General features: G+C 52.6%; 15 protein-coding genes, 6 tRNA genes and 1 other RNA gene. 14 read left to right on the forward strand and 8 right to left on the reverse strand.

Going from position 1 to position 18,707, the window contains the following annotated elements; all coding sequences use genetic code 11:
* The first annotated feature begins 264 nt into the window (after positions 1-264).
* Positions 265-1,962, forward strand: a complete 1,698-nt coding sequence (locus tag B2Q93_RS17535; protein WP_046884659.1) for a sensor histidine kinase — start codon at positions 265-267, stop codon at positions 1,960-1,962.
* A 12-nt stretch (positions 1,963-1,974) separates the two neighbouring features.
* Positions 1,975-2,715: a LytR/AlgR family response regulator transcription factor gene (locus tag B2Q93_RS17540; RefSeq protein WP_040074607.1), complete on the forward strand. Its 741-nt coding sequence runs from the start codon at positions 1,975-1,977 to the stop codon at positions 2,713-2,715.
* 41 nt (positions 2,716-2,756) lie between these two features.
* On the opposite strand, the gene glk is transcribed toward B2Q93_RS17540, so the two are convergent.
* Complete coding sequence (gene glk / locus B2Q93_RS17545; protein ID WP_212478498.1) at positions 2,757-3,722, reverse strand: glucokinase; 966 nt, start codon at positions 3,720-3,722, stop codon at positions 2,757-2,759.
* A 204-nt stretch (positions 3,723-3,926) separates the two neighbouring features.
* On the opposite strand from glk, the gene B2Q93_RS17550 reads away from it, so the two are divergent.
* Positions 3,927-5,162 carry an ion channel protein gene (locus B2Q93_RS17550; RefSeq protein ID WP_286933923.1) on the forward strand — a complete coding sequence of 412 codons (1,236 nt, stop codon included), beginning with the start codon at positions 3,927-3,929 and terminating at the stop codon, positions 5,160-5,162.
* Here B2Q93_RS17550 and ipdC read toward each other — a convergent pair whose 3' ends face one another.
* Entirely contained in the window at positions 5,163-6,818 is a 1,656-nt protein-coding gene (gene ipdC, locus B2Q93_RS17555) for an indolepyruvate decarboxylase (RefSeq protein ID WP_286933925.1), read from the reverse strand. It lies immediately after the preceding gene.
* A gap of 183 nt (positions 6,819-7,001) precedes the next feature.
* On the opposite strand from ipdC, the gene mgrA reads away from it, so the two are divergent.
* Both mgrA and ypeC read left to right on the forward strand, forming a co-directional pair.
* Positions 7,002-8,000, forward strand: a complete 999-nt coding sequence (mgrA, locus tag B2Q93_RS17560) for an L-glyceraldehyde 3-phosphate reductase (RefSeq protein ID WP_286933926.1) — start codon at positions 7,002-7,004, stop codon at positions 7,998-8,000.
* Between the two features lie 126 nt (positions 8,001-8,126).
* Positions 8,127-8,468, forward strand: coding sequence for a DUF2502 domain-containing protein YpeC (gene ypeC, locus B2Q93_RS17565; RefSeq protein WP_046884654.1), 342 nt, complete (start codon positions 8,127-8,129; stop codon positions 8,466-8,468).
* Between the two features lie 45 nt (positions 8,469-8,513).
* On the opposite strand, the gene B2Q93_RS17570 is transcribed toward ypeC, so the two are convergent.
* On the reverse strand, positions 8,514-9,752 hold the full coding sequence (locus tag B2Q93_RS17570) for an Nramp family divalent metal transporter (RefSeq protein ID WP_046884920.1): 1,239 nt from the start codon (positions 9,750-9,752) through the stop codon (positions 8,514-8,516).
* A gap of 348 nt (positions 9,753-10,100) precedes the next feature.
* On the opposite strand from B2Q93_RS17570, the gene B2Q93_RS17575 reads away from it, so the two are divergent.
* A complete protein-coding gene (locus B2Q93_RS17575) occupies positions 10,101-11,288 on the forward strand; it encodes a NupC/NupG family nucleoside CNT transporter (RefSeq protein ID WP_046884653.1) in 1,188 nt (395 codons plus the stop codon).
* 44 nt (positions 11,289-11,332) lie between these two features.
* Here B2Q93_RS17575 and B2Q93_RS17580 read toward each other — a convergent pair whose 3' ends face one another.
* The 3 genes from B2Q93_RS17580 to B2Q93_RS17590 form a co-directional block, all read right to left on the reverse strand.
* On the reverse strand, positions 11,333-13,522 hold the full coding sequence (locus B2Q93_RS17580; protein ID WP_286933927.1) for a sensor domain-containing phosphodiesterase: 2,190 nt from the start codon (positions 13,520-13,522) through the stop codon (positions 11,333-11,335).
* 212 nt (positions 13,523-13,734) lie between these two features.
* Positions 13,735-13,810 (reverse strand) — tRNA-Ala (locus tag B2Q93_RS17585).
* A gap of 43 nt (positions 13,811-13,853) precedes the next feature.
* Positions 13,854-13,929 (reverse strand) — tRNA-Ala (locus B2Q93_RS17590).
* A 219-nt stretch (positions 13,930-14,148) separates the two neighbouring features.
* Between B2Q93_RS17590 and B2Q93_RS17595 the strand changes: the two genes are divergently transcribed.
* Positions 14,149-14,502 carry a YfeC-like transcriptional regulator gene (locus B2Q93_RS17595; protein WP_040074598.1) on the forward strand — a complete coding sequence of 118 codons (354 nt, stop codon included), beginning with the start codon at positions 14,149-14,151 and terminating at the stop codon, positions 14,500-14,502.
* 6 nt (positions 14,503-14,508) lie between these two features.
* Positions 14,509-14,904 carry a YfeC-like transcriptional regulator gene (locus B2Q93_RS17600; protein ID WP_212478493.1) on the forward strand — a complete coding sequence of 132 codons (396 nt, stop codon included), beginning with the start codon at positions 14,509-14,511 and terminating at the stop codon, positions 14,902-14,904.
* Between the two features lie 45 nt (positions 14,905-14,949).
* Here B2Q93_RS17600 and gltX read toward each other — a convergent pair whose 3' ends face one another.
* Positions 14,950-16,365, reverse strand: a complete 1,416-nt coding sequence (gltX, locus tag B2Q93_RS17605; protein ID WP_286933928.1) for a glutamate--tRNA ligase — start codon at positions 16,363-16,365, stop codon at positions 14,950-14,952.
* Between the two features lie 257 nt (positions 16,366-16,622).
* Between gltX and B2Q93_RS17610 the strand changes: the two genes are divergently transcribed.
* The 6 genes from B2Q93_RS17610 (at position 16,623) to B2Q93_RS17635 (ending at position 17,713) form a co-directional block, all read left to right on the forward strand.
* A tRNA-Val gene (locus tag B2Q93_RS17610) sits at positions 16,623-16,698 on the forward strand.
* A gap of 40 nt (positions 16,699-16,738) precedes the next feature.
* Positions 16,739-16,814 (forward strand) — tRNA-Val (locus tag B2Q93_RS17615).
* Positions 16,815-16,843: 29 nt separating this feature from the next.
* A tRNA-Val gene (locus B2Q93_RS17620) sits at positions 16,844-16,919 on the forward strand.
* A gap of 4 nt (positions 16,920-16,923) precedes the next feature.
* Positions 16,924-16,999, forward strand: a tRNA-Lys gene (locus B2Q93_RS17625).
* Between the two features lie 29 nt (positions 17,000-17,028).
* Positions 17,029-17,154, forward strand: a non-coding RNA gene (locus tag B2Q93_RS17630) — RtT sRNA.
* Positions 17,155-17,371: 217 nt separating this feature from the next.
* The gene (locus B2Q93_RS17635) at positions 17,372-17,713 is read left to right on the forward strand and encodes a FlxA-like family protein (RefSeq protein ID WP_286933930.1); all 342 of its coding nucleotides are present in this window, start codon (positions 17,372-17,374) and stop codon (positions 17,711-17,713) included.
* On the opposite strand, the gene B2Q93_RS17640 is transcribed toward B2Q93_RS17635, so the two are convergent.
* The gene (locus B2Q93_RS17640) at positions 17,710-18,645 is read right to left on the reverse strand and encodes a LysR family transcriptional regulator (RefSeq protein WP_286933931.1); all 936 of its coding nucleotides are present in this window, start codon (positions 18,643-18,645) and stop codon (positions 17,710-17,712) included. The genes B2Q93_RS17635 and B2Q93_RS17640 overlap by 4 nt on opposite strands.
* Between the last annotated feature and the right edge of the window lie 62 nt (positions 18,646-18,707).

Here is an 18,707-nt window from a genome sequence, read left to right on the forward strand (position 1 = left end):
GCCAGAAAACGGGAACAGTGCCAGAGAGAAAACAGGAACTAAAACGACCGCAAGTTCTTGAAACATGCTTTTTTGTTAACATGATGATATCAAACATTTTACCCTCAGGTTTAAACGTCCCTCTCTTTGGCGAAGCAGCTTCCCGTTACGTCCTATCCCCTTTGGATTGTATGGACTTTCCTCATTTGATAATTCTGAGTGATGGCTGGTCATTCGGCGTCAGGTTTTTTATTATGCCTTTTTCCCCGTCTTGCAGGTTTTCTCGTGCACGAAATATTCAATATGCTGCTGGCGGTCTTTGATCGTGCGGCATTGATGCTGATTTGCCTTTTCTTTCTAATCCGCATCCGCCTGTTCCGCGAACTGCTCCATAAGTCGGCGCACTCGCCGAAAGAGCTGCTGGCCGTTACCGCCATCTTTTCGATGTTTGCGCTGTTCAGTACCTGGTCCGGCGTACCGGTAGAGGGGTCGCTGGTCAATGTACGCATTATTGCGGTGATGTCCGGCGGCATCCTGTTTGGCCCCTGGGTGGGCATTATTACCGGTCTCATCGCCGGGGTGCACCGCTATCTGATTGATATCGGAGGGGTCACGGCGATCCCCTGCTTTATCACCAGCATTATTGCCGGCATCCTGTCGGGCTGGATCAATCGCAAAGTCCCGAAAAAACAGCACTGGAAAGTTGGCATCCTGGCGGGGATGGCCTGCGAAACCCTGACCATGATCCTGGTGGTTGTCTGGGCACCCACCATTGCACTGGGCCTGGATATCGTGTCGAAAATCGGTGTGCCGATGATCCTCGGCAGCGTCTGCGTTGGCTTTATTGTGCTGCTGGTACAGAGCGTGGAAGGGGAAAAAGAGGCCAGCGCCGCCCGCCAGGCCAAGCTGGCTCTGGATATTGCCAACAAAACGCTACCGCTGTTTCGCCATATCAACGCCGAATCTCTGCGTCAGGTGTGCGACATCATCCGCCGCGATATTCATGCGGATGCCGTTGCCATTACCAATATTGACCGCGTGCTGGCCTATGTGGGTGTCGGGGAAGATAACTATCGCGACAATGACGACAACGTGAGCCCGACTACGCGTCAGGCCATCAATTACGGCAAGATCATCATCAAAAATAACGATGAGGCCTACCGTACGCCGGAAATTCACTCGATGCTGGTGATCCCCTTATGGGAAAAAGGGGTGGTCACCGGCACGCTGAAAATTTACTACTGCCATGCGCACCAGATCACCTCCTCGCTCCAGGAGATGGCCGTGGGGTTATCGCAAATTATCTCCACACAGCTGGAAGTCTCCCGCGCCGAGCAGCTACGAGAAATGGCCAATAAGGCTGAACTGCGTGCGTTACAGAGTAAGATTAACCCCCACTTTCTGTTTAACGCGCTGAATGCCATCTCTTCTTCGATCCGCCTTAATCCGGATACGGCGCGCCAGCTGATTTTTAATTTGTCCCGCTATTTGCGCTACAACATTGAGCTGAAAGACGATGAGCAGATCGATATCAAAAAAGAGCTGTATCAGATTAAAGATTACATCGCGATTGAGCAGGCTCGCTTCGGCGATAAATTGACGGTGATATACGACATTGATGAAGAGGTAAACTGTGTAATTCCCAGCCTGCTGATCCAGCCACTGGTGGAAAACGCGATTGTGCATGGCATCCAGCCCTGCAAAGGGAAAGGAGTGGTCACCATCAGTATTGCCGAGTGCGGTAATCGGGTGCGCGTATCGGTGCGGGACACCGGACACGGTATCGATCCGAAGGTAGTTGAGCGGGTTGAAGCGAATGAAATGCCCGGCAACAAAATTGGCCTGCTTAACGTGCATCACCGGGTGAAACTCCTCTACGGAGAGGGGCTACACATCCGCCGCCTTGAACCGGGCACCGAGATCGCGTTTTATGTCCCAAATGAACGCTCAGCCGTTCATGCCCAGACGCTGTTATTACCTTAGTCCGGAGTTAGCATGAAAGTCATCATTGTGGAAGATGAGATACTCGCCCAGCAGGAGCTAAGCTGGCTAATTAAAGCGCATAGTCAGATGGAGATCGTCGGGACCTTTGACGACGGGCTGGACGTTTTAAAATTCCTGCAACATAACCGGGTCGATGCCATTTTTCTCGACATTAACATCCCGTCGCTGGATGGCGTATTGCTGGCACAAAACATCAGCCAGTTTGCCAGCAAGCCCTACATTGTGTTTGTCACGGCCTGGAAGGAGCATGCGGTTGAGGCCTTCGAACTGGAAGCGTTTGACTATATTCTGAAGCCTTACCAGGAGTCGCGCATCGTCAGCATGCTGCAAAAGCTGGAGCAGGCCTGGGCACAACAGCAATCGGGCAGCGGGCAGAGCGTTGCCTCCCCTGCCCCGCGTGAAAATGACACCATCAATCTGATCAAAGACGAACGCATCATCGTGACGCCGATGGACGATATCTACTATGCGGAAGCCCATGAAAAGATGACCTTTGTCTACACGCGGCGCGACTCCTTTGTCATGCCAATGAACATTACCGAGTTTTGTAGCAAGCTGCCGGCCAGTCGCTTTTTCCGCTGCCATCGCTCATTTTGTGTCAATCTGAACAAGATCCGCGAGATTGAGCCCTGGTTTAACAATACCTATATTTTGCGTCTGAAAGATCTCGATTTTCAGGTGCCGGTCAGCCGTAGCAAGGTGAAAGAGTTTCGCCAGCTTATGCACTTGTAGGGGAGATGTCCCGGTGACCTGACAGCCACCGGGAGAGGACGTTACAGTACCTGACCCAGCGTCTGGCGCAGATGGGCGCCCGCCCCCAGCAGACCGGGGTTATCGTGGACGATCAGGAACACAGGGATATCCTGTACGTAAGCTTTGAAGCGACCTTTATCTTCAAAGCCGCCACGGAAGCCGGACGCTTTAAAGAATTCCAGAAAACGCGGTACGATGCCGCCAGCGATGTACACCCCGCCAAAGGTGCCAAGGTTCAACGCCAGGTTACCGCCGAAACGCCCCATAATGACGCAGAACAGCGACAGCGCCCGACGGCTATCAATACAGGTATCTTCCAGTGCGCGTTTAGTAACATCTTTCGGCTGCAGATTTTCCGGCAGGCGGCCATCTGATTTGACAATCGCACGGTAGAGATTCACCAGCCCAGGCCCCGAGAGGACGCGCTCTGCCGACACGTGGCCAATCTCTGCTCGCAGCTCTTCAAGGATAATGCCCTCTTCTTCGCTGTTCGGCGCGAAATCGACGTGGCCCCCTTCGCCCGGAAGGCTTACCCAGCGCTTATCGACGTGCACCAGGTGCGATACCCCTAAGCCGGTGCCTGCGCCATAAACGGCAATCGGTTTGCCTTCAACCGGCTGCGTGCCGCCGAACTGGATAAGATGCTCTGGCGTTAACATCGGGATCGCCATCGATACCGCGGTGAAGTCGTTAATAATTTCCAGATGCGCAAAACCCAGGTTGTTTTTCATCTCTTCGATGGAAAAGGCCCAGGTGTGGTTGGTCATGGCCACCCAGTCACCCGTGATAGGGCAGGCAATGGCGATACAGCCATCCTCGACGCTGACGTTGTGCTCCGTCAGATAGACGCGCACCACGGCTTCCAGGCTGGGATAATCCAGCCCGGAATAGGTCTTCGCGCGGGAAATCTCCCCGTTACTGACATCACATAATGCCAGACGCGCATTCGTCCCCCCCACATCACCTACCAAAGCATACTTTGTCATTCTTCTACTGCTCCGCTAAAGTCAAAATAACTCTTTGGCACACTCTAAATTCAAGGCACCGTAACAACAACGGCCTGGGTGAAAGTGCCCCAGGATTATCGATCTACGTCACAGAATAACTTTACCGTTTCAGCACCAATTGCACTATGAGATACAAACTGATTGTGCAAAGTAACGCGTGTCATTTTCTACAAGGAAATCATCATGCTCCATCCGCGAGCCAGAACCATGCTGTTGCTGGCCCCCCCGGCGTTAATTATTGGCGTGGCATCCAGTCTGATCCTGATCGTTATTATGAAGGTCGCTTCCGTTTTACAGGCTTTCCTGTGGAAAACGCTGCCTGCCGCCATGGGCTTGCGCTTTGACTCTCCCGTCTGGACGCTGGTGATGCTGACCCTCACGGGGATTGCCGTCGGTCTGGTGGTGCGCTACAGTCCTGGCCATGCCGGGCCCGATCCGGCCACCGAACCTCTGATCGGTGCACCGGTGAATGGTAGCGTACTGCCAGGGTTAATTATCGCCCTGATTATTGGCCTGGCGGGTGGCGTGAGCCTGGGGCCGGAACACCCGGTGATGGCAGTCAATATTGCGCTGGCCGTGGCCATTGGGGCACGGACTTTCCCACGCGTGGATGCGCTCGACTGGACGATCCTGGCCTCTGCCGGCACCATTGGCGCACTGTTTGGCACCCCTGTCGCTGCCGCGCTAATTTTCTCGCAAACCCTGAGCGGTAATAATGATCTCCCCCTCTGGGATCGTCTGTTTGCCCCACTGTTAGCGGCTGCTGCCGGCGCGCTTACCACCAGCCTCTTTTACCATCCCCACTTCTCCCTGCCCATTGCGCACTATGGGCAGATGCAGCTAGTCGATCTCTTCAGCGGCGCGGTGGTTGCGGCCATCGCCATTGCTCTGGGCATGGTGGCGGTCTGGTGTCTGCCGCGTCTGCACAGGGTTATGCACCGCCTGAAAAACCCGGTGTTGATTCTGGGCGCAGGCGGTTTGCTGCTGGGGATCCTTGGCGCTATCGGCGGACCGATAACCTTATTTAAGGGACTGGATGAGATGCAGCAGATGGCCTTTAGTCAGGTCTTCAGCGTCAGCGATTATCTGCTGTTTGCCCTGATTAAACTGGCAGCCTTAGTGGTCGCGGCCGCGTGCGGCTTCCGCGGCGGGCGTATCTTCCCGGCCGTGTTTATCGGCGCGGCGCTGGGGCTGATGCTGCACGAACACGTCGAAGCAGTGCCGGCGGCGATTACCGTTTCATGTTCGATTCTGGGGCTGGTGCTGGTGGTGACGCGGGATGCGTGGCTGAGCCTGTTTATGGCTGCGGTGGTGGTGCCGGATCTTAACCTGATGCCGTTACTCTGCATCGTCATGCTGCCCGCCTGGCTGTTGCTGGCGGGCAGACCGATGATGATCGTCGGGCGTAGAGATCGCTAATCAGGCGTTATTACGCGCCTCGAGCGCACGGGTGATAGCACCCAATAACGGCGGAATATCATGCTTCGGTAACATCACCTCAATTAGCGAAAGCCGCTCGCTGTGAGCCACCTTCTCCAGCACCTCGGCGAGTTGGACCGTTTCACTCACTCGCCAGCACTCAGCCTGACAATCCAGGCTGAGCGCCTGGGGAATTTTGGTCCAGTCCCACAGGGCAATATCGTTATAGCGTTGTTCGGGACCGTGAATGGCGCGCTCGACCGTATACCCTTCGTTGTTCAGCACCAGAATGAGAGGATGCTGGTTATCACGCAGCATCGACCCCAGCTCCTGAATAGTCAGCTGCGCGGCGCCATCACCGGTAATGGCAATCACTCTGCGATCCGGACACGCCGTCTGAGCGCCAAAGGCGGCGGCGAGCGTGTAGCCGATCGACCCCCAGATAGGCTGGACAATAAAATTCACCTCGTTCGGCAGGCAGAGATCTATGGCCCCAAACGCAGAGGTCCCCTGGTCGGCCAAAATAATATCCCCGGGGCGAATGAAGGTTTGCAGGGTTTTCCAGAAACTATCCTGCGTCAGGCTGCCGTGGTGCATCGCCGTCGAAGGGATAGGCCGTTTCGGCAGATTTCTGCCATCACTCTGTTCCCGGCACAAGCGATGCAGCACCTCAATGGCCTGCGTCATGGGGATGCCGGTAAACCAGGTGTCGCCCACGCGTGACGCGTGCGGCTGCACCTCGATAGTTTGTTGCTGCGTGAGCGTGTGCGTAAAGCCCGCCGTCAGGGTGTCGGTAAAACGTGTCCCTACGCAGATCACGGTGTCTGCGCCTTCAATGGCTTCGCTTACCGCCGCGCTGCTGGCAGAACCGCTGTATGTACCGTAAAAACCCGGTTTACGTTCATCGAATATCCCTTTCCCCATCAGCATAGTGGCATGAGCGATAGGCGTTTCGCAGACCCACTGCTGAAGCTGTTTTTGCAGGCCATAACGCAATACCAGGAAGTCAGCCAGCAGCGCGGTACGTTCGCTCATCGCCAGACGTTGTTCCGCGGCCTGGCGGAAGGCTTCGAGGCGGAAACCGTCGCTCTCATACCGCTCATCGATGAGAGCGTTTACAGGCGGCGTGGCAGGTTTTTTTGCCACATCGGCAGGCAGCATCAGATAGCCGGGACGGCGCTCGCGCAGCATGGCAATCAGCACCCTGTCGATTTCATAGCAGGCGTTTTGTTCGGTGAGCAGCGCCTGCGCCACCGTAATGGATTCACTCATATGGTAAAAATGACGGAACTCGCCGTCACCAAGGGTGTGATGGAGCAACTCCCCCTTTTTCTGAGATGCGCTGCCAGGCGCACCCACAATATGCAGAACCGGTACATGTTCTGCAAAGCTGCCCGCTACGCCGTTAATGGCGCTGAGCTCCCCCACGCCAAAGGTGGTCAGAAGAGCAGCGAAGCCTTTACAACGCGCGTAGCCGTCGGCGGCATAAGCCGCATTCAGCTCATTGGCACAGCCCACCCAACCGATATCGGGGCTGTCGATGACGTGATCAAGAAACTGCAGGTTATAGTCGCCAGGCACGCCAAACAGGTGGTCTACGCCACAATCAGTAAGACGATCCAGTAAATAATCAGCGACGCAGTAGGGGGTACGCATAGCAGGTGTCCTTATTATGATGACTTCAATTTGAGTATTGAAGAAGCGTGATGGGTGTCCAGAAACACAAACAATGAGGTTATGGAAAGAATGCTTTACAAATTTTCGCGCTGTAATCTGCCGATCTCGTTTATTGTGTAAACGTATACACTCATCTTTATTTCCGGCTCAGAGGACGTACCTATGGTTTATCAGGCGGATAAAAACCGTTACCAGTCAATGACGTATCAGCGATGCGGAAGCAGTGGCCTTAAAATGCCCGCCATCTCGCTTGGCCTATGGCATAACTTTGGTGACACCACCCTGATCGAGAACAGCCGTCAACTATTACAGCGCGCCTTCGATTTGGGCATTACGCACTTTGACCTGGCCAATAACTACGGCCCGCCACCGGGCTCCGCTGAACGTAACTTTGGACGTATTTTGCAGGAGGATTTCCTGCCCTATCGCGATGAGCTAATTATCTCCAGCAAAGCGGGATACACCATGTGGGAGGGTCCCTACGGCGACTGGGGCTCGCGCAAGTACCTTATTGCCAGCCTTGATCAGAGCCTGAAACGCATGGGTCTGGAATATGTGGATATCTTCTACCACCATCGCCCCGATCCCGAAACGCCGCTGCAAGAGACGATGAAAGCGCTTGACCATATTGTCCGCCAGGGGAAAGCCCTGTACGTCGGGCTGTCCAACTACCCGGCCGAACTTGCACGCCAGGCCATTGAGATTCTGAATGACTTAGGCACCCCCTGCCTTATCCACCAGCCGAAATACTCAATGTTCGAGCGCGCACCGGAAGCTGGCCTGCTTGAGTTGCTGCAAGAAAATGGCGTGGGCTGCATTGCCTTCTCGCCGCTGGCGGGTGGGCAATTAACCGACCGCTATCTGAATGGCATACCGGCCGATTCCCGCGCCGCAAGCGGCAGCCGTTTCCTCAATCCGGATCAGCTCACAGAAGAGACGCTGAAAAAAGTGCGGATGCTGAATGCGATAGCCGAACGCCGAGGTCAGAAGTTGTCGCAAATGGCACTCGCCTGGGTGCTGAGAAATCGTGCCGTCACCTCAATGCTGATAGGTGCCAGTAAGACAGCACAGATTGAAGATGCGGTAGGCATGCTGGCGAACCGCCATTTTGCTGCTGAAGAGTTGAGTGAAATCGAAGCGATTCTGGACAGCGCAAAATAGCAGTATTTTTAGCAAATCGTGCTTCACCTTCTCATTTCGGAGTTACGCGCATTAAACGCGGCTTCACAGCCCCGTAAAATTGCGTTAACAGGCCGGCTTCGGCCCCGATCGTGAAGGAGAATAACAATGTTCAGGTCCCTGATTCTGGCCGCAGTTTTACTGGCTTCAGCACCGCTGGTTGCTAATGCTGGCGAAATCACCCTGTTGCCATCGATTAAATTACAAATTGGCGATCGCGATAATTACGGTAACTACTGGGACGGCGGTGGCTGGCGTGACCGCGGCTACTGGCATCGCCATTATGAATGGCGCGGCAACCACTGGCGTAAACATGATAATGGCTATCATCGTGGCTGGGATAAGCGTAAAGCTTATGAGCGCGGCTACCGTGAAGGCTGGAGAGACCGGGATGATCATCGCGGAGGTCGTGGTCGCGGCCATGGCCATGGTCACGGACATCACCACTAATACGAAAAAGGAGCCTACCGGCTCCTTTTTTTTATCACTCCATGTTTATAACCCCAGCGCTGTCCCGATAAGCAACCAGAGGTTAAGCGCAACCACTACCACGACGATCGCCCATCCGATTCGCTTCACCATTTTCGAGTTGACGAGCTCACCCATCAGGGATTTGTCACTGGTAAAAATCAGCAAGGGCACCAGCGCCAGCGCAATACCAAAGCTCAGCAGCACCTGGCTCATGACCAGAATCCGCGTCGGATCGAGCCCCATCAGAATCACAATGAATGAAGGCATCATCGTAATGGTACGGCGTACCCACAGTGGAATATGAAAGCGCACAAACCCCTGCATAACAACCTGCCCTGCCAGCGTGCCAACGACCGTAGAGGAGAGCCCGGCAGCCACCAGGCTCAGGCCGAAAATCGTGGCGGCAGCGTGGCTTAACAGCGGTTCAAGGGTCAGATAGGCCTGATCGAGATCGGCAATCCCGGTATGGCCATTAAAATGAAAGGCCGCTGCTGCAGTAGCCATCATGGCCAGGTTAACAAAACCGGCGATGGTCATTGCGAGCGCCACATCCCATTTCGTTGCGGAATACTGCTCCTTTGGCGATCCCTGATGCAGATGCTGGGTTAAAGAAGAGTGCAAATAAATGACGTGCGGCATAATGGTCGCCCCCAGAACCCCGGCGGCGAGGAATACCGCTTCCGATGTCGGCAGGCTCGGAATGGCCATCCCCTTCGTTAACTGCACAAAGTCCGGCTGCGAGAAGACCAGCTCGACAATGTAGGCCGCCGCCACAAATAGCAGCAGGCCGCCAATGACCAGCTCAAGTGGTTTTTGCCCACGTCGTTGAAGCATCAAAATCAGGAAAGTGGCGATACCCGTTAAGACCGCGCCCTGCAACAGTGAAATCCCAAGAATCAACTTAAAGCCGATGGCCGCGCCAATGAATTCTGCCAGGTCAGTGGCCATGGCGATGATTTCTGCCTGCACCCAATAAAACCAGACCAGCGGACGCGGGTAGTGGTCGCGGATCTGCTCCGCCAGATTTTTCCCGGTTGCGATACCCAGTTTGGCCGACAGCACCTGAATCAACATTGCCATCAGATTCGCCCAGACCACCACCCACAGCAATTTATAACCGAAGCTGGCGCCGGCCTGAATATTGGTCGCAAAGTTACCCGGATCGATATAACCAATCGCAGCGATGAACGCAGGTCCCATTAATGCGAAACGCATCTTGCGTGCTGCGCGGCCGCTGCTACTCTCAACGCGACTGTTCGTCATCTCTGCCTCTAAAATATAGCCTTTGCTATGTTTAATGCTATCAAAATGCGAATGATTATCAAGTTCATTTGCGATGGTTGTATTGATGACTGTGATAGCTAAGAACAATGATCGGGCTGGAAAATAAAAATAGACGTAGCGCAGATTGAATGCGCCCATATTTGTGAAGCGTAGCACACGAACTTAACTTTTAACTCATTTACATAACATAACAAAATTGTATGGTGTGTCACTATTTTTGAGTCTCGTCACAGGACGTGACTATAGTGTGGCTTTGATCTCGTTTTCTTTACTGTTGTTACATAGAATGTGCACGGAAATTAAACCTGCCTCATATTTGGAGCAAATATGGACCGCGTCCTTCATTTTGTCCTGGCACTCGTTGTCGTTACAGCGCTTGCGTTGCTGGTCAGCCATGACCGCAAAAAAATCCGCATTCGCTATGTTGTACAGTTACTCGTTATTGAAGTTTTACTCGCCTGGTTCTTCCTGAACTCCGACGTGGGTCTTGGCTTCGTGAAAGGCTTCTCCGAAATGTTTGAAAAACTGCTCGGATTCGCAAATGAAGGGACCAACTTCGTATTCGGTAAAATGAATGATGAAGGTCTGGCATTCTTCTTCCTGAAAGTTCTGTGCCCTATAGTCTTCATCTCTGCGCTGATCGGTATTCTGCAGCACATTCGCATTCTGCCCATTGTGATCCGCGCTATCGGTACAGTACTGTCCAAAGTCAATGGCATGGGCAAACTGGAATCTTTCAACGCCGTCAGCTCGCTGATCCTGGGTCAGTCTGAGAACTTTATCGCCTATAAAGATATCCTCGGCAAGATGTCCCGTAACCGCATGTACACCATGGCGGCAACCGCAATGTCGACTGTATCCATGTCTATCGTGGGCGCATATATGACAATGCTGGAACCGAAATTCGTGGTTGCGGCGCTGGTTCTGAACATGTTCAGCACCTTCATTGTTCTGTCACTGATCAACCCGTACCGCGTGGATGAGAGTGAAGAGAACCTGCAGATGGCAAATCTGCACGAAGGTCAGAGCTTCTTCGAAATGCTGGGTGAATACATCCTGGCTGGTTTTAAAGTTGCGATTATCGTTGCTGCGATGCTGATCGGCTTCATTGCCCTGATCTCCGCACTGAATGCCCTGTTTGCTGCGGTACTGGGCATCTCCTTCCAGGGAATTCTGGGTTATATCTTCTACCCGGTTGCATGGGTGATGGGTGTTCCGGCAAGCGAAGCGCTTCAGGTTGGCAGTATTATGGCCACCAAACTGGTCTCTAACGAATTCGTTGCCATGATGGACCTGCAAAAGATCGCGGGCACTCTGTCGCCGCGCGCGGAAGGCATCCTGTCTGTATTCCTGGTCTCCTTCGCTAACTTCTCTTCTATCGGTATTATCGCGGGCGCGATTAAAGGCCTGAACGAAGAGCAGGGTAACGTGGTTTCTCGCTTCGGTCTGAAGCTGGTGTACGGCTCTACGCTGGTTAGCGTCCTGTCTGCTTCTATCGCAGCACTGGTTCTGTAATACGACGCTGTAAAAGCAACCGGGAGCAAATGCTCCCGGTTTTTTTATCCCTGTAATTCCGCTAAAGGCATCGGTTTGCCTATCAAATAGCCCTGAAGATAGTCCACACCGAAACGCAGCAGCATGTCGCGCTGCTCAGGCGTTTCCACATATTCAGCTACCACAGAGAGCGCTTTCGTTTTTGCCAGATTGCAAATAGATTGCACAATCATGGCATCCATATTGTCGGTACAGATATCTTTCACAAAACAGCCATCGATCTTAATGATGTCTGCCTCCAGGCGCTTAAGACGCTCATAGTTGGCGTAACCTGACCCAAAGTCATCAATCGCAATGCGGAAACCGTAGTCCCTGAGCTGCTGGATATTTTTGATGCTGCTTCCAGAGTTCGAAAAAGCCTGCTCTTCGGTTATCTCGATGACGACGGTCTGCGGGGCCACCCCGTAACGCTCAAAGAGGCCGATGATCTCTGCTGCCACCTCTTGCTGCATCAGCGTCATCGGCAGCAGATTGACGGAAAACCGTGTCCCGGCATCCGTCACGGGGTGCTGGCGTAGCCAAATGAGCAGATTCTCAACGACGTTAAGATCAAAGCGATGGCTCAGGTTAAATTGGGCAATCAGCGGAATGAAGCGATCGGGGGTGATAATCTCACCTTCACTCTCCAGACGTGAGAGAATTTCATAGTAACCTTTCCCCTCAGCATCCCGTATCGCCTGGGCGTAAAGATGTAAGCCCCCCTCTTCAAGAGCGCGTTTAATGCGGCCCAGCAGCAATACCCTGTCGGTGGTTTGGCCGGAGGCATCTTCAATCCTGTTGGTGAGCGCCAGCACATTATGCGCGGCGCAGGATTGCTCAGCCAGCCAGCTCAGTTGCCCCAGCGTATGATGCAGATGTTCACCATTCTCAACCTCTCCCCACGAGGCGCCAAATTCAATATCCAGCCCGGTGTTGTTCCAGACAATTTTACGGCTGTTGAGTCGGTCGACCATATGCTGCAGTCGCTCGGCCGTCCCCGGCCCCAGCAACGCCAGTACCAGCTCACTTCCGGGTAGCTGGAATAGCGTCTCGTCCTTTTGCAGTAACGGCTGTAACGATGCGGTGATCCTGCGTTTGCAATGAACCCGCATAAGAATGCCGTAATGGCGACTTAGAAACTCGAGATTATCCATGCGCAGGCAACAGAGTTTCGCGCCAGGGTGGATTTGTAGAAAGTCTTCCAGTGCGCGAATGTTAGGTAAACCGGTAAGCGGATCGGTAAGCGCCCTCTCCTGCCAACCCTGCTTAAGCCATTCACTTCGCTGGTAGATCTTCGACATGTAGAGTAAACAGATCGCAAAAGAGATCAGTACAGAAAGGATGAAGGAGAGAGAATGGCCCGACTCGACCCCTGTAAGAAAGTTGTAATTGTAGGTTAACAGCAGGAGCGCGGTTGCAGCCCAGAACAGCGATATAAGCGCATAGCTCAGGCGACTAATACCTAACGTAAAGAGGATAAAAATAATCGGCATTAGATATCCCGCAATGATGGGTGACTCTACGGGAGCACATAAAATGGCGATAATGAGAATTAAAAGCAGTAACCAGATGACGATATATAACGATTTCTTGTGAAAAAAGACGGGCTTCACGCTCTGTAGCCAGAACGTTCTGGCGTAGCGGGGATTAATTATCATTCTTAACGGATAATAGAACATCATGGTAAAAATTAACGCCGCACAAATCAGGCTCTGAATGTCCACAACGTTATATATTGCCGTTCCCTCGCCGAAAAATGTCGATATTGTTACCGGGAAAAGAAATAGATAACCAGCAAGGTACATCGATAATTTGATACCTATCGGCACCATAAAACCGAGCCAGAAAATACGTAACCCGACATATTTGTTGGGCACGCGGTAGCGCCAGCGCTTGCCTAGCATGAGACGCATCATGCCACAGACGGCAAACACCGAAAAAGTCTGACAAAACAATAATACAGCATGTTGTAGCGGTGCTAAACTTACGCTTAATATGTTAGTAGCAATAAAACTTAAAAGAACAGGAATAACCGCCCGACGACCAAATAACAGTATAACCGCCAGCATAACGCTTAACGGTAGCCATGCTAAATAGACATCATGACCATTTACCATAGCGCGCGGAGAAAGATATCGGGAAAAGGGCACAGTAATCAGACATAGCGTCAGCGCTGTTATAAATATCTTTACATTATTGTAAGCTTTTCTGTTCATCAAATTAAATAATCTATTAACCGTTTGCCTCATTGACCGGATGGATAATAGGTTTATTAATTGCGCGAATCAAGTTCAAGTCTATTTAGAGACCTGTTTATTGATATAGATTGAGTCAAGGTATAGAAAGCATTATTTCTGGCAACAAAAAGTGCGAATAGATGTTACATAGGCATAAAAAAACCCCCGTCTTTCGACGGGGGTCTAAATTTTGGTGGAGCTAAGCGGGATCGAACCGCTGACCTCCTGCATGCCATGCAGGCGCTCTCCCAGCTGAGCTATAGCCCCAACGCGTTGCTTATACGAACCTCACTCTGTTGGGTTCAGAAATTGGTGGAGCTAAGCGGGATCGAACCGCTGACCTCCTGCATGCCATGCAGGCGCTCTCCCAGCTGAGCTATAGCCCCATACGTAAAGCTTGTCGTGTTGACGGGCGGCATCATATGAATTCCGCTGCGGAGTGTCAACGGCAAATTCAGCCGTCAGTGATTGATCGCCGAAAAATCAGGCAAATGAACCACATTGCGAGGAGACTCGCACCCTGTAGTTATACTTGTCACGTTTTGACGTTAAATGATGCTATAAGATGAAACCTCAATTAACCCTGGTAATTCTCTGGAAATGGCATGATCAAGGAAAGAATGACGCCGGAGGAGTTGGCCCGACTCACTGGCTACAGTCGACAAACCATCAATAAATGGGTGCGCAAAGAGGGCTGGGCAACGTCGCCAAAGCCTGGCGTACAAGGTGGAAAAGCACGCCTGGTGCATGTGAACGATAAAGTTCGCGATTTTATCCGCAGCGCACGCAGGGCACCCGACGCCGCGACCTTACCAGAAATAGCCGGAGACAACTCGCTCTCTGCCCTGCTCCTGACGCTGGCAAATGAGATGACGCCAAAAGAGCAGAAACAGCTCTCCTCTTTATTACTCCGGGAAGGGATCTCGGGATTGTTACAACGCTTAGGGATACGTGATTAAACGCTTATGAAAAGCTTACGCAGCAAAATGACCACCGAGGAGCTGGCGGATAGTCTGGGTGTCGCCAGGCAGACCGTGAATCGCTGGATACGTAAAAACGGCTGGAAAACAGAAGGGATTAACGGGGTCAAAGGTGGACGCGCTCGCCTGGTCTATATTGATGCTCAGGTGCGTAAACACATCATGAATATTCCGGCGATCCGTAAACGTCAAGCGCTCTACCAACTGGCGGAAAGTATCCCTCCATATGGTGATAACAGACCCACTGCTGTTTTACGGCAAATTACCGATGCGCTAGAGAAGATGACGGCAGATGAGCAAGAACGTCTGGCATTGCTGTTGGCACGGGAAGGGATAAAAGGTTTTCTCACCCGCCTCAATCTGCAGGCAAGCGGGACATAAAAAAAACGGCAGGCTTGACCCTGCCATTTTTACATCCTGACGAGATTACTGCTGGCTTTCGCGCTCGGCGATATAGCCCAGCGCTTTATTGATGCGCGCCACGCTGCGTGATTTGCCAATTGCGTGTACGGTAACGTCCAGCGCCGGAGACTGACCCGCACCGGTAACGGCTACGCGCAGCGGCATGCCCACTTTACCCATCCCCACTTCCAGTTCATCGGCAGTCGCCTGAATGGCATTATGCACAGCTTCAGCGCTCCAGTCGGTAAGGGCAGCCAGTTTATCGCGAACCACTTCCAGAGGCTGACGCGCAACCGGACGCAGGTGTTTCTTCGCCGCATCTGCATCAAACTGCTCGAAATCTTCATAGAAATAGCGGCAGCTTTCGGCAATTTCTTTCAGCGTTTTGCAGCGCTCGCCGAGCAGTTTCACCAGCTCAGCCAGCTGCGGGCCATTGCGGGTGTCGATGTTAGCCTGCTCAATATGCCATTGCAGATAGGTTGCAACGTATTCTGGCTGCATCGTATTGATGTAATGATGGTTCAGCCACAGCAGCTTATCCGTATTGAATGCACTGGCCGATTTGCTCACCGCGCCCAAAGAGAAAAGCTTAATCATCTCTTCACGGCTGAAAATTTCCTGATCGCCATTAGACCAGCCCAGACGCACCAGATAGTTCAGCAGGGCTTCCGGCAGATAACCATCATCGCGGTACTGCATCACGCTAACGGCACCATGGCGTTTCGACAGTTTTTTGCCGTCGTCACCGTTGATCATAGAGACATGCGCATAGACCGGTACCGGTGCGTTCAGCGCCTTGAGGATGTTGATCTGACGTGGCGTGTTATTGATATGATCTTCACCACGGATCACGTGGGTGATCTCCATATCCCAGTCATCAACGACTACGCAGAAATTGTAGGTTGGTGAACCATCGGTACGACGGATGATCAGGTCATCAAGCTCCAGGTTACTGAACTCAATCGGACCACGGATCTGATCGTCGAAGATCACCGAGCCCTCTTCCGGGTTGGCGAAACGCACTACGCAAGGTTCATCATCTGCGTGGTGCTCATGACCGTGGCGGCAGCGGCCGTCGTAACGCGGCTTTTCATTGTTTGCCATCTGCGACTCACGCAGCGCCTCAAGACGCTCTTTAGAGCAGTAGCATTTGTAGGCGGTGCCCGCTTCCAGCATCTCATCGATAACGGCGTTATAGCGGTCAAAACGTTTGGTCTGGAAGTAAGGGCCTTCATCCCACTCCAGATTCAGCCAGTTCATGCCATCCATGATGGCTTCAATTGCATCCGGCGTAGAACGCTCAAGGTCGGTATCTTCGATACGCAGAACGAAATCACCGCCGTTGTGACGCGCAAAAAGCCAGGAATAGAGAGCAGTACGCGCACCGCCGACGTGCAGATAGCCGGTAGGGCTTGGCGCGAAGCGAGTTTTGATTTTCATGAAGTGGCCTTACAGTAATAAAGATGCCGACAACCGGCATATCCTGGAAATGAGAGTGGGCAATATTCTATCACTCCAGCCTGAATCCTCAATCTTGTTGCAGCCGGAACCGCCACCTTTGCCATTTTTGTATAGAAATCATGCTGCATGGCGCGTTTTGCGATCGTTTTGCCTAATTTTACGACGAACAAACAAAATCTTTAGAAAAGGCGTTGACTCATTTTCAACTCTCCCTATAATGCGACTCCACACAGCGGGGGTGATTAGCTCAGTTGGTAGAGCATCTCCTTTACACGGAGGGGGTCGGCGGTTCGAGCCCGTCATCACCCACCATTTTCTTCGATGGCTCGCAGTGTAGATAAGAATTGAGATTGGGCGATTAGCTCAGTTGGTAGAGCATCTCCTTTACACGGAGGGGGTCGGCGGTTCGAGCCCGTCATCGCCCACCATTCTCACCTTATCGCAGCAGTTCCGAAATGGGCGATTAGCTCAGTTGGTAGAGCATCTCCTTTACACGGAGGGGGTCGGCGGTTCGAGCCCGTCATCGCCCACCATTTCGGGTCGTTAGCTCAGTTGGTAGAGCAGTTGACTTTTAATCAATTGGTCGCAGGTTCGAATCCTGCACGACCCACCAATGCAAAAAAGCGCCCTAAAGGCGCTTTTTTGCTATCTGCGATTTGAAAGATTCGAACCTGCAGCAGGCTCGAGCCGAACGCAGTGAGGCACCGGAGCCGTTTACGGCGACGGCCCGAAGGGCGAGCGAAGCGAGTCATCCTGCACGACCCACCAATGTAAAAAAGCGCCCTAAAGGCGCTTTTTTGCTATCTGCGATTTGTACTCTGCATGCACTCGGTAACTCCCCTTTCTCTATCGTCTTTATCAATCGCTCAACCGAAGATTTACATGCCAATAACCTTTCGCCTCGTTACCTGTCATTTCTTGCAGGTGATCTCAAGTAGAGGCGAACTTATGCCGATAAAAGGGATTTCCGGCAAGAGATCTTTATATGACTACAATTCAGGCATCAACCCCATCAATACAGACCAGCAGTAACAGTAAAAGCGGCTCAAGCAATAACAGCATTGCTGGGCAAATCAGTCGTATTACGGCCCAAATTTCTGAACTGAGCCAGAAATTTAAGGATATTGCCCTGGGAAGCGGCACTCCCGAAGAAAAAAAGGAGCAACAAGAGATACTGAAAGCGCAGATTGACGGCCTGCAGGCACAACTGCAGATGCTGCTACGTCGTCAGGCTGAAGAGGCAAAACAAAAACAAGAACAGGCGCAAGCTAAAGTGGAAGGCGTAAACAAACCTTCCGATGAGCATGAAATTGATATTTACGTTTAACGCGCCTCAGAGTTAAACAAGGGATCGCGCATACGGGCTTGTGTGAGCTGTTCAGCCTGGATGCGCACCACCTCCCAGATCGCCTGCGCCGCGCCAGAAAGCGAACGATTTTTACGCCGCACCAGCATTAACTTACGCTCGACTGCAGGCGTAAATCGTTTCACCGTGAGCTGGCTCCCCTGCGGTAAAGGCAGAGCCAGAGCCGGGAGAACGCTGATACCAATCCCGGCTTCAACCATCGGGAAGAGCGTCGCAGGATGTCCAATCTCCTGGACTATGGTGGCATTCACCTGTTGGTCCGCAAGGGCGGCATCGATCAGCGGTCGGCTTCCTGAGGCATAGTCCTGCAACACCAGTTTTGCTCCTTTCAGCGCTTGCCACGTCACGCTCGTCTGCGCTGCCAGCGGGCTATCGTTACGACAAAGCAGTAAGAATGGCTCCGAGAGCACGACTTCACACTCAAGGTCGCTTACCGGGCCAGGATCGATAACGATGCCGAAATCTACCTCTCCCTGACGAATACTTTCCAGTACCCACTGTTGAGGCCGATCATGCAGCACAAAATTGATATCGGGGTAACATTGATTACTTTGCGCGATACAGTGTGGAATCAAATGCGCCGAAATAGTCTGACTGGCGGCTACACGTACCGTGCCTGAAAGCTGCTGCCCTACCCTTCCTACATCGCGAAGCGTGCTCGAAAGCTCATCTAACAAACGCGCCAGCCGCGCGGCCAGCTGCTGCCCCGCCTCGGTGAGTATCACCTCACGCGTGGTTCTGTCCAGCAGGCGCACGCCCGTTTGCTGTTCCAGCTCTTTCACGCTATGACTTACAGCAGACTGGCTCAACCCAATCATCTCCCCGGCGCGGCTAAAGCTTTTCGCCTGTGCGACGGTGACAAAAACACGAAGTTGACGCAGGGAGTAATTCATCTGTTTTACTCATGAATAGATGCAATAAATCAATTTTATTTCTCAAACGGATAAAAGCACAA

It is taken from the genome of Leclercia sp. UBA5958 (assembly GCF_002430365.1).
GTDB lineage: Bacteria > Pseudomonadota > Gammaproteobacteria > Enterobacterales > Enterobacteriaceae > Enterobacter > Enterobacter pneumoniae.

What these genes read in the sequence shown, in the direction of transcription:
- ipdC (WP_286933925.1), bottom strand. Translation starts at nt 6,818, where the DNA reads ATGCGTACCCCCTACTGCGTCGCTGATTATTTACTGGATCGTCTTACT.
- B2Q93_RS17600 (WP_212478493.1), top strand. Translation starts at nt 14,509, where the DNA reads ATGAAAAGCTTACGCAGCAAAATGACCACCGAGGAGCTGGCGGATAGT.
- B2Q93_RS17580 (WP_286933927.1), bottom strand. Translation starts at nt 13,522, where the DNA reads ATGAACAGAAAAGCTTACAATAATGTAAAGATATTTATAACAGCGCTG.
- B2Q93_RS17595 (WP_040074598.1), top strand. Translation starts at nt 14,149, where the DNA reads ATGATCAAGGAAAGAATGACGCCGGAGGAGTTGGCCCGACTCACTGGC.
- B2Q93_RS17635 (WP_286933930.1), top strand. Translation starts at nt 17,372, where the DNA reads ATGACTACAATTCAGGCATCAACCCCATCAATACAGACCAGCAGTAAC.
- mgrA (WP_286933926.1), top strand. Translation starts at nt 7,002, where the DNA reads ATGGTTTATCAGGCGGATAAAAACCGTTACCAGTCAATGACGTATCAG.
- B2Q93_RS17550 (WP_286933923.1), top strand. Translation starts at nt 3,927, where the DNA reads ATGCTCCATCCGCGAGCCAGAACCATGCTGTTGCTGGCCCCCCCGGCG.
- B2Q93_RS17540 (WP_040074607.1), top strand. Translation starts at nt 1,975, where the DNA reads ATGAAAGTCATCATTGTGGAAGATGAGATACTCGCCCAGCAGGAGCTA.
- B2Q93_RS17570 (WP_046884920.1), bottom strand. Translation starts at nt 9,752, where the DNA reads ATGACGAACAGTCGCGTTGAGAGTAGCAGCGGCCGCGCAGCACGCAAG.
- B2Q93_RS17640 (WP_286933931.1), bottom strand. Translation starts at nt 18,645, where the DNA reads ATGAATTACTCCCTGCGTCAACTTCGTGTTTTTGTCACCGTCGCACAG.
- gltX (WP_286933928.1), bottom strand. Translation starts at nt 16,365, where the DNA reads ATGAAAATCAAAACTCGCTTCGCGCCAAGCCCTACCGGCTATCTGCAC.
- B2Q93_RS17575 (WP_046884653.1), top strand. Translation starts at nt 10,101, where the DNA reads ATGGACCGCGTCCTTCATTTTGTCCTGGCACTCGTTGTCGTTACAGCG.
- ypeC (WP_046884654.1), top strand. Translation starts at nt 8,127, where the DNA reads ATGTTCAGGTCCCTGATTCTGGCCGCAGTTTTACTGGCTTCAGCACCG.
- glk (WP_212478498.1), bottom strand. Translation starts at nt 3,722, where the DNA reads ATGACAAAGTATGCTTTGGTAGGTGATGTGGGGGGGACGAATGCGCGT.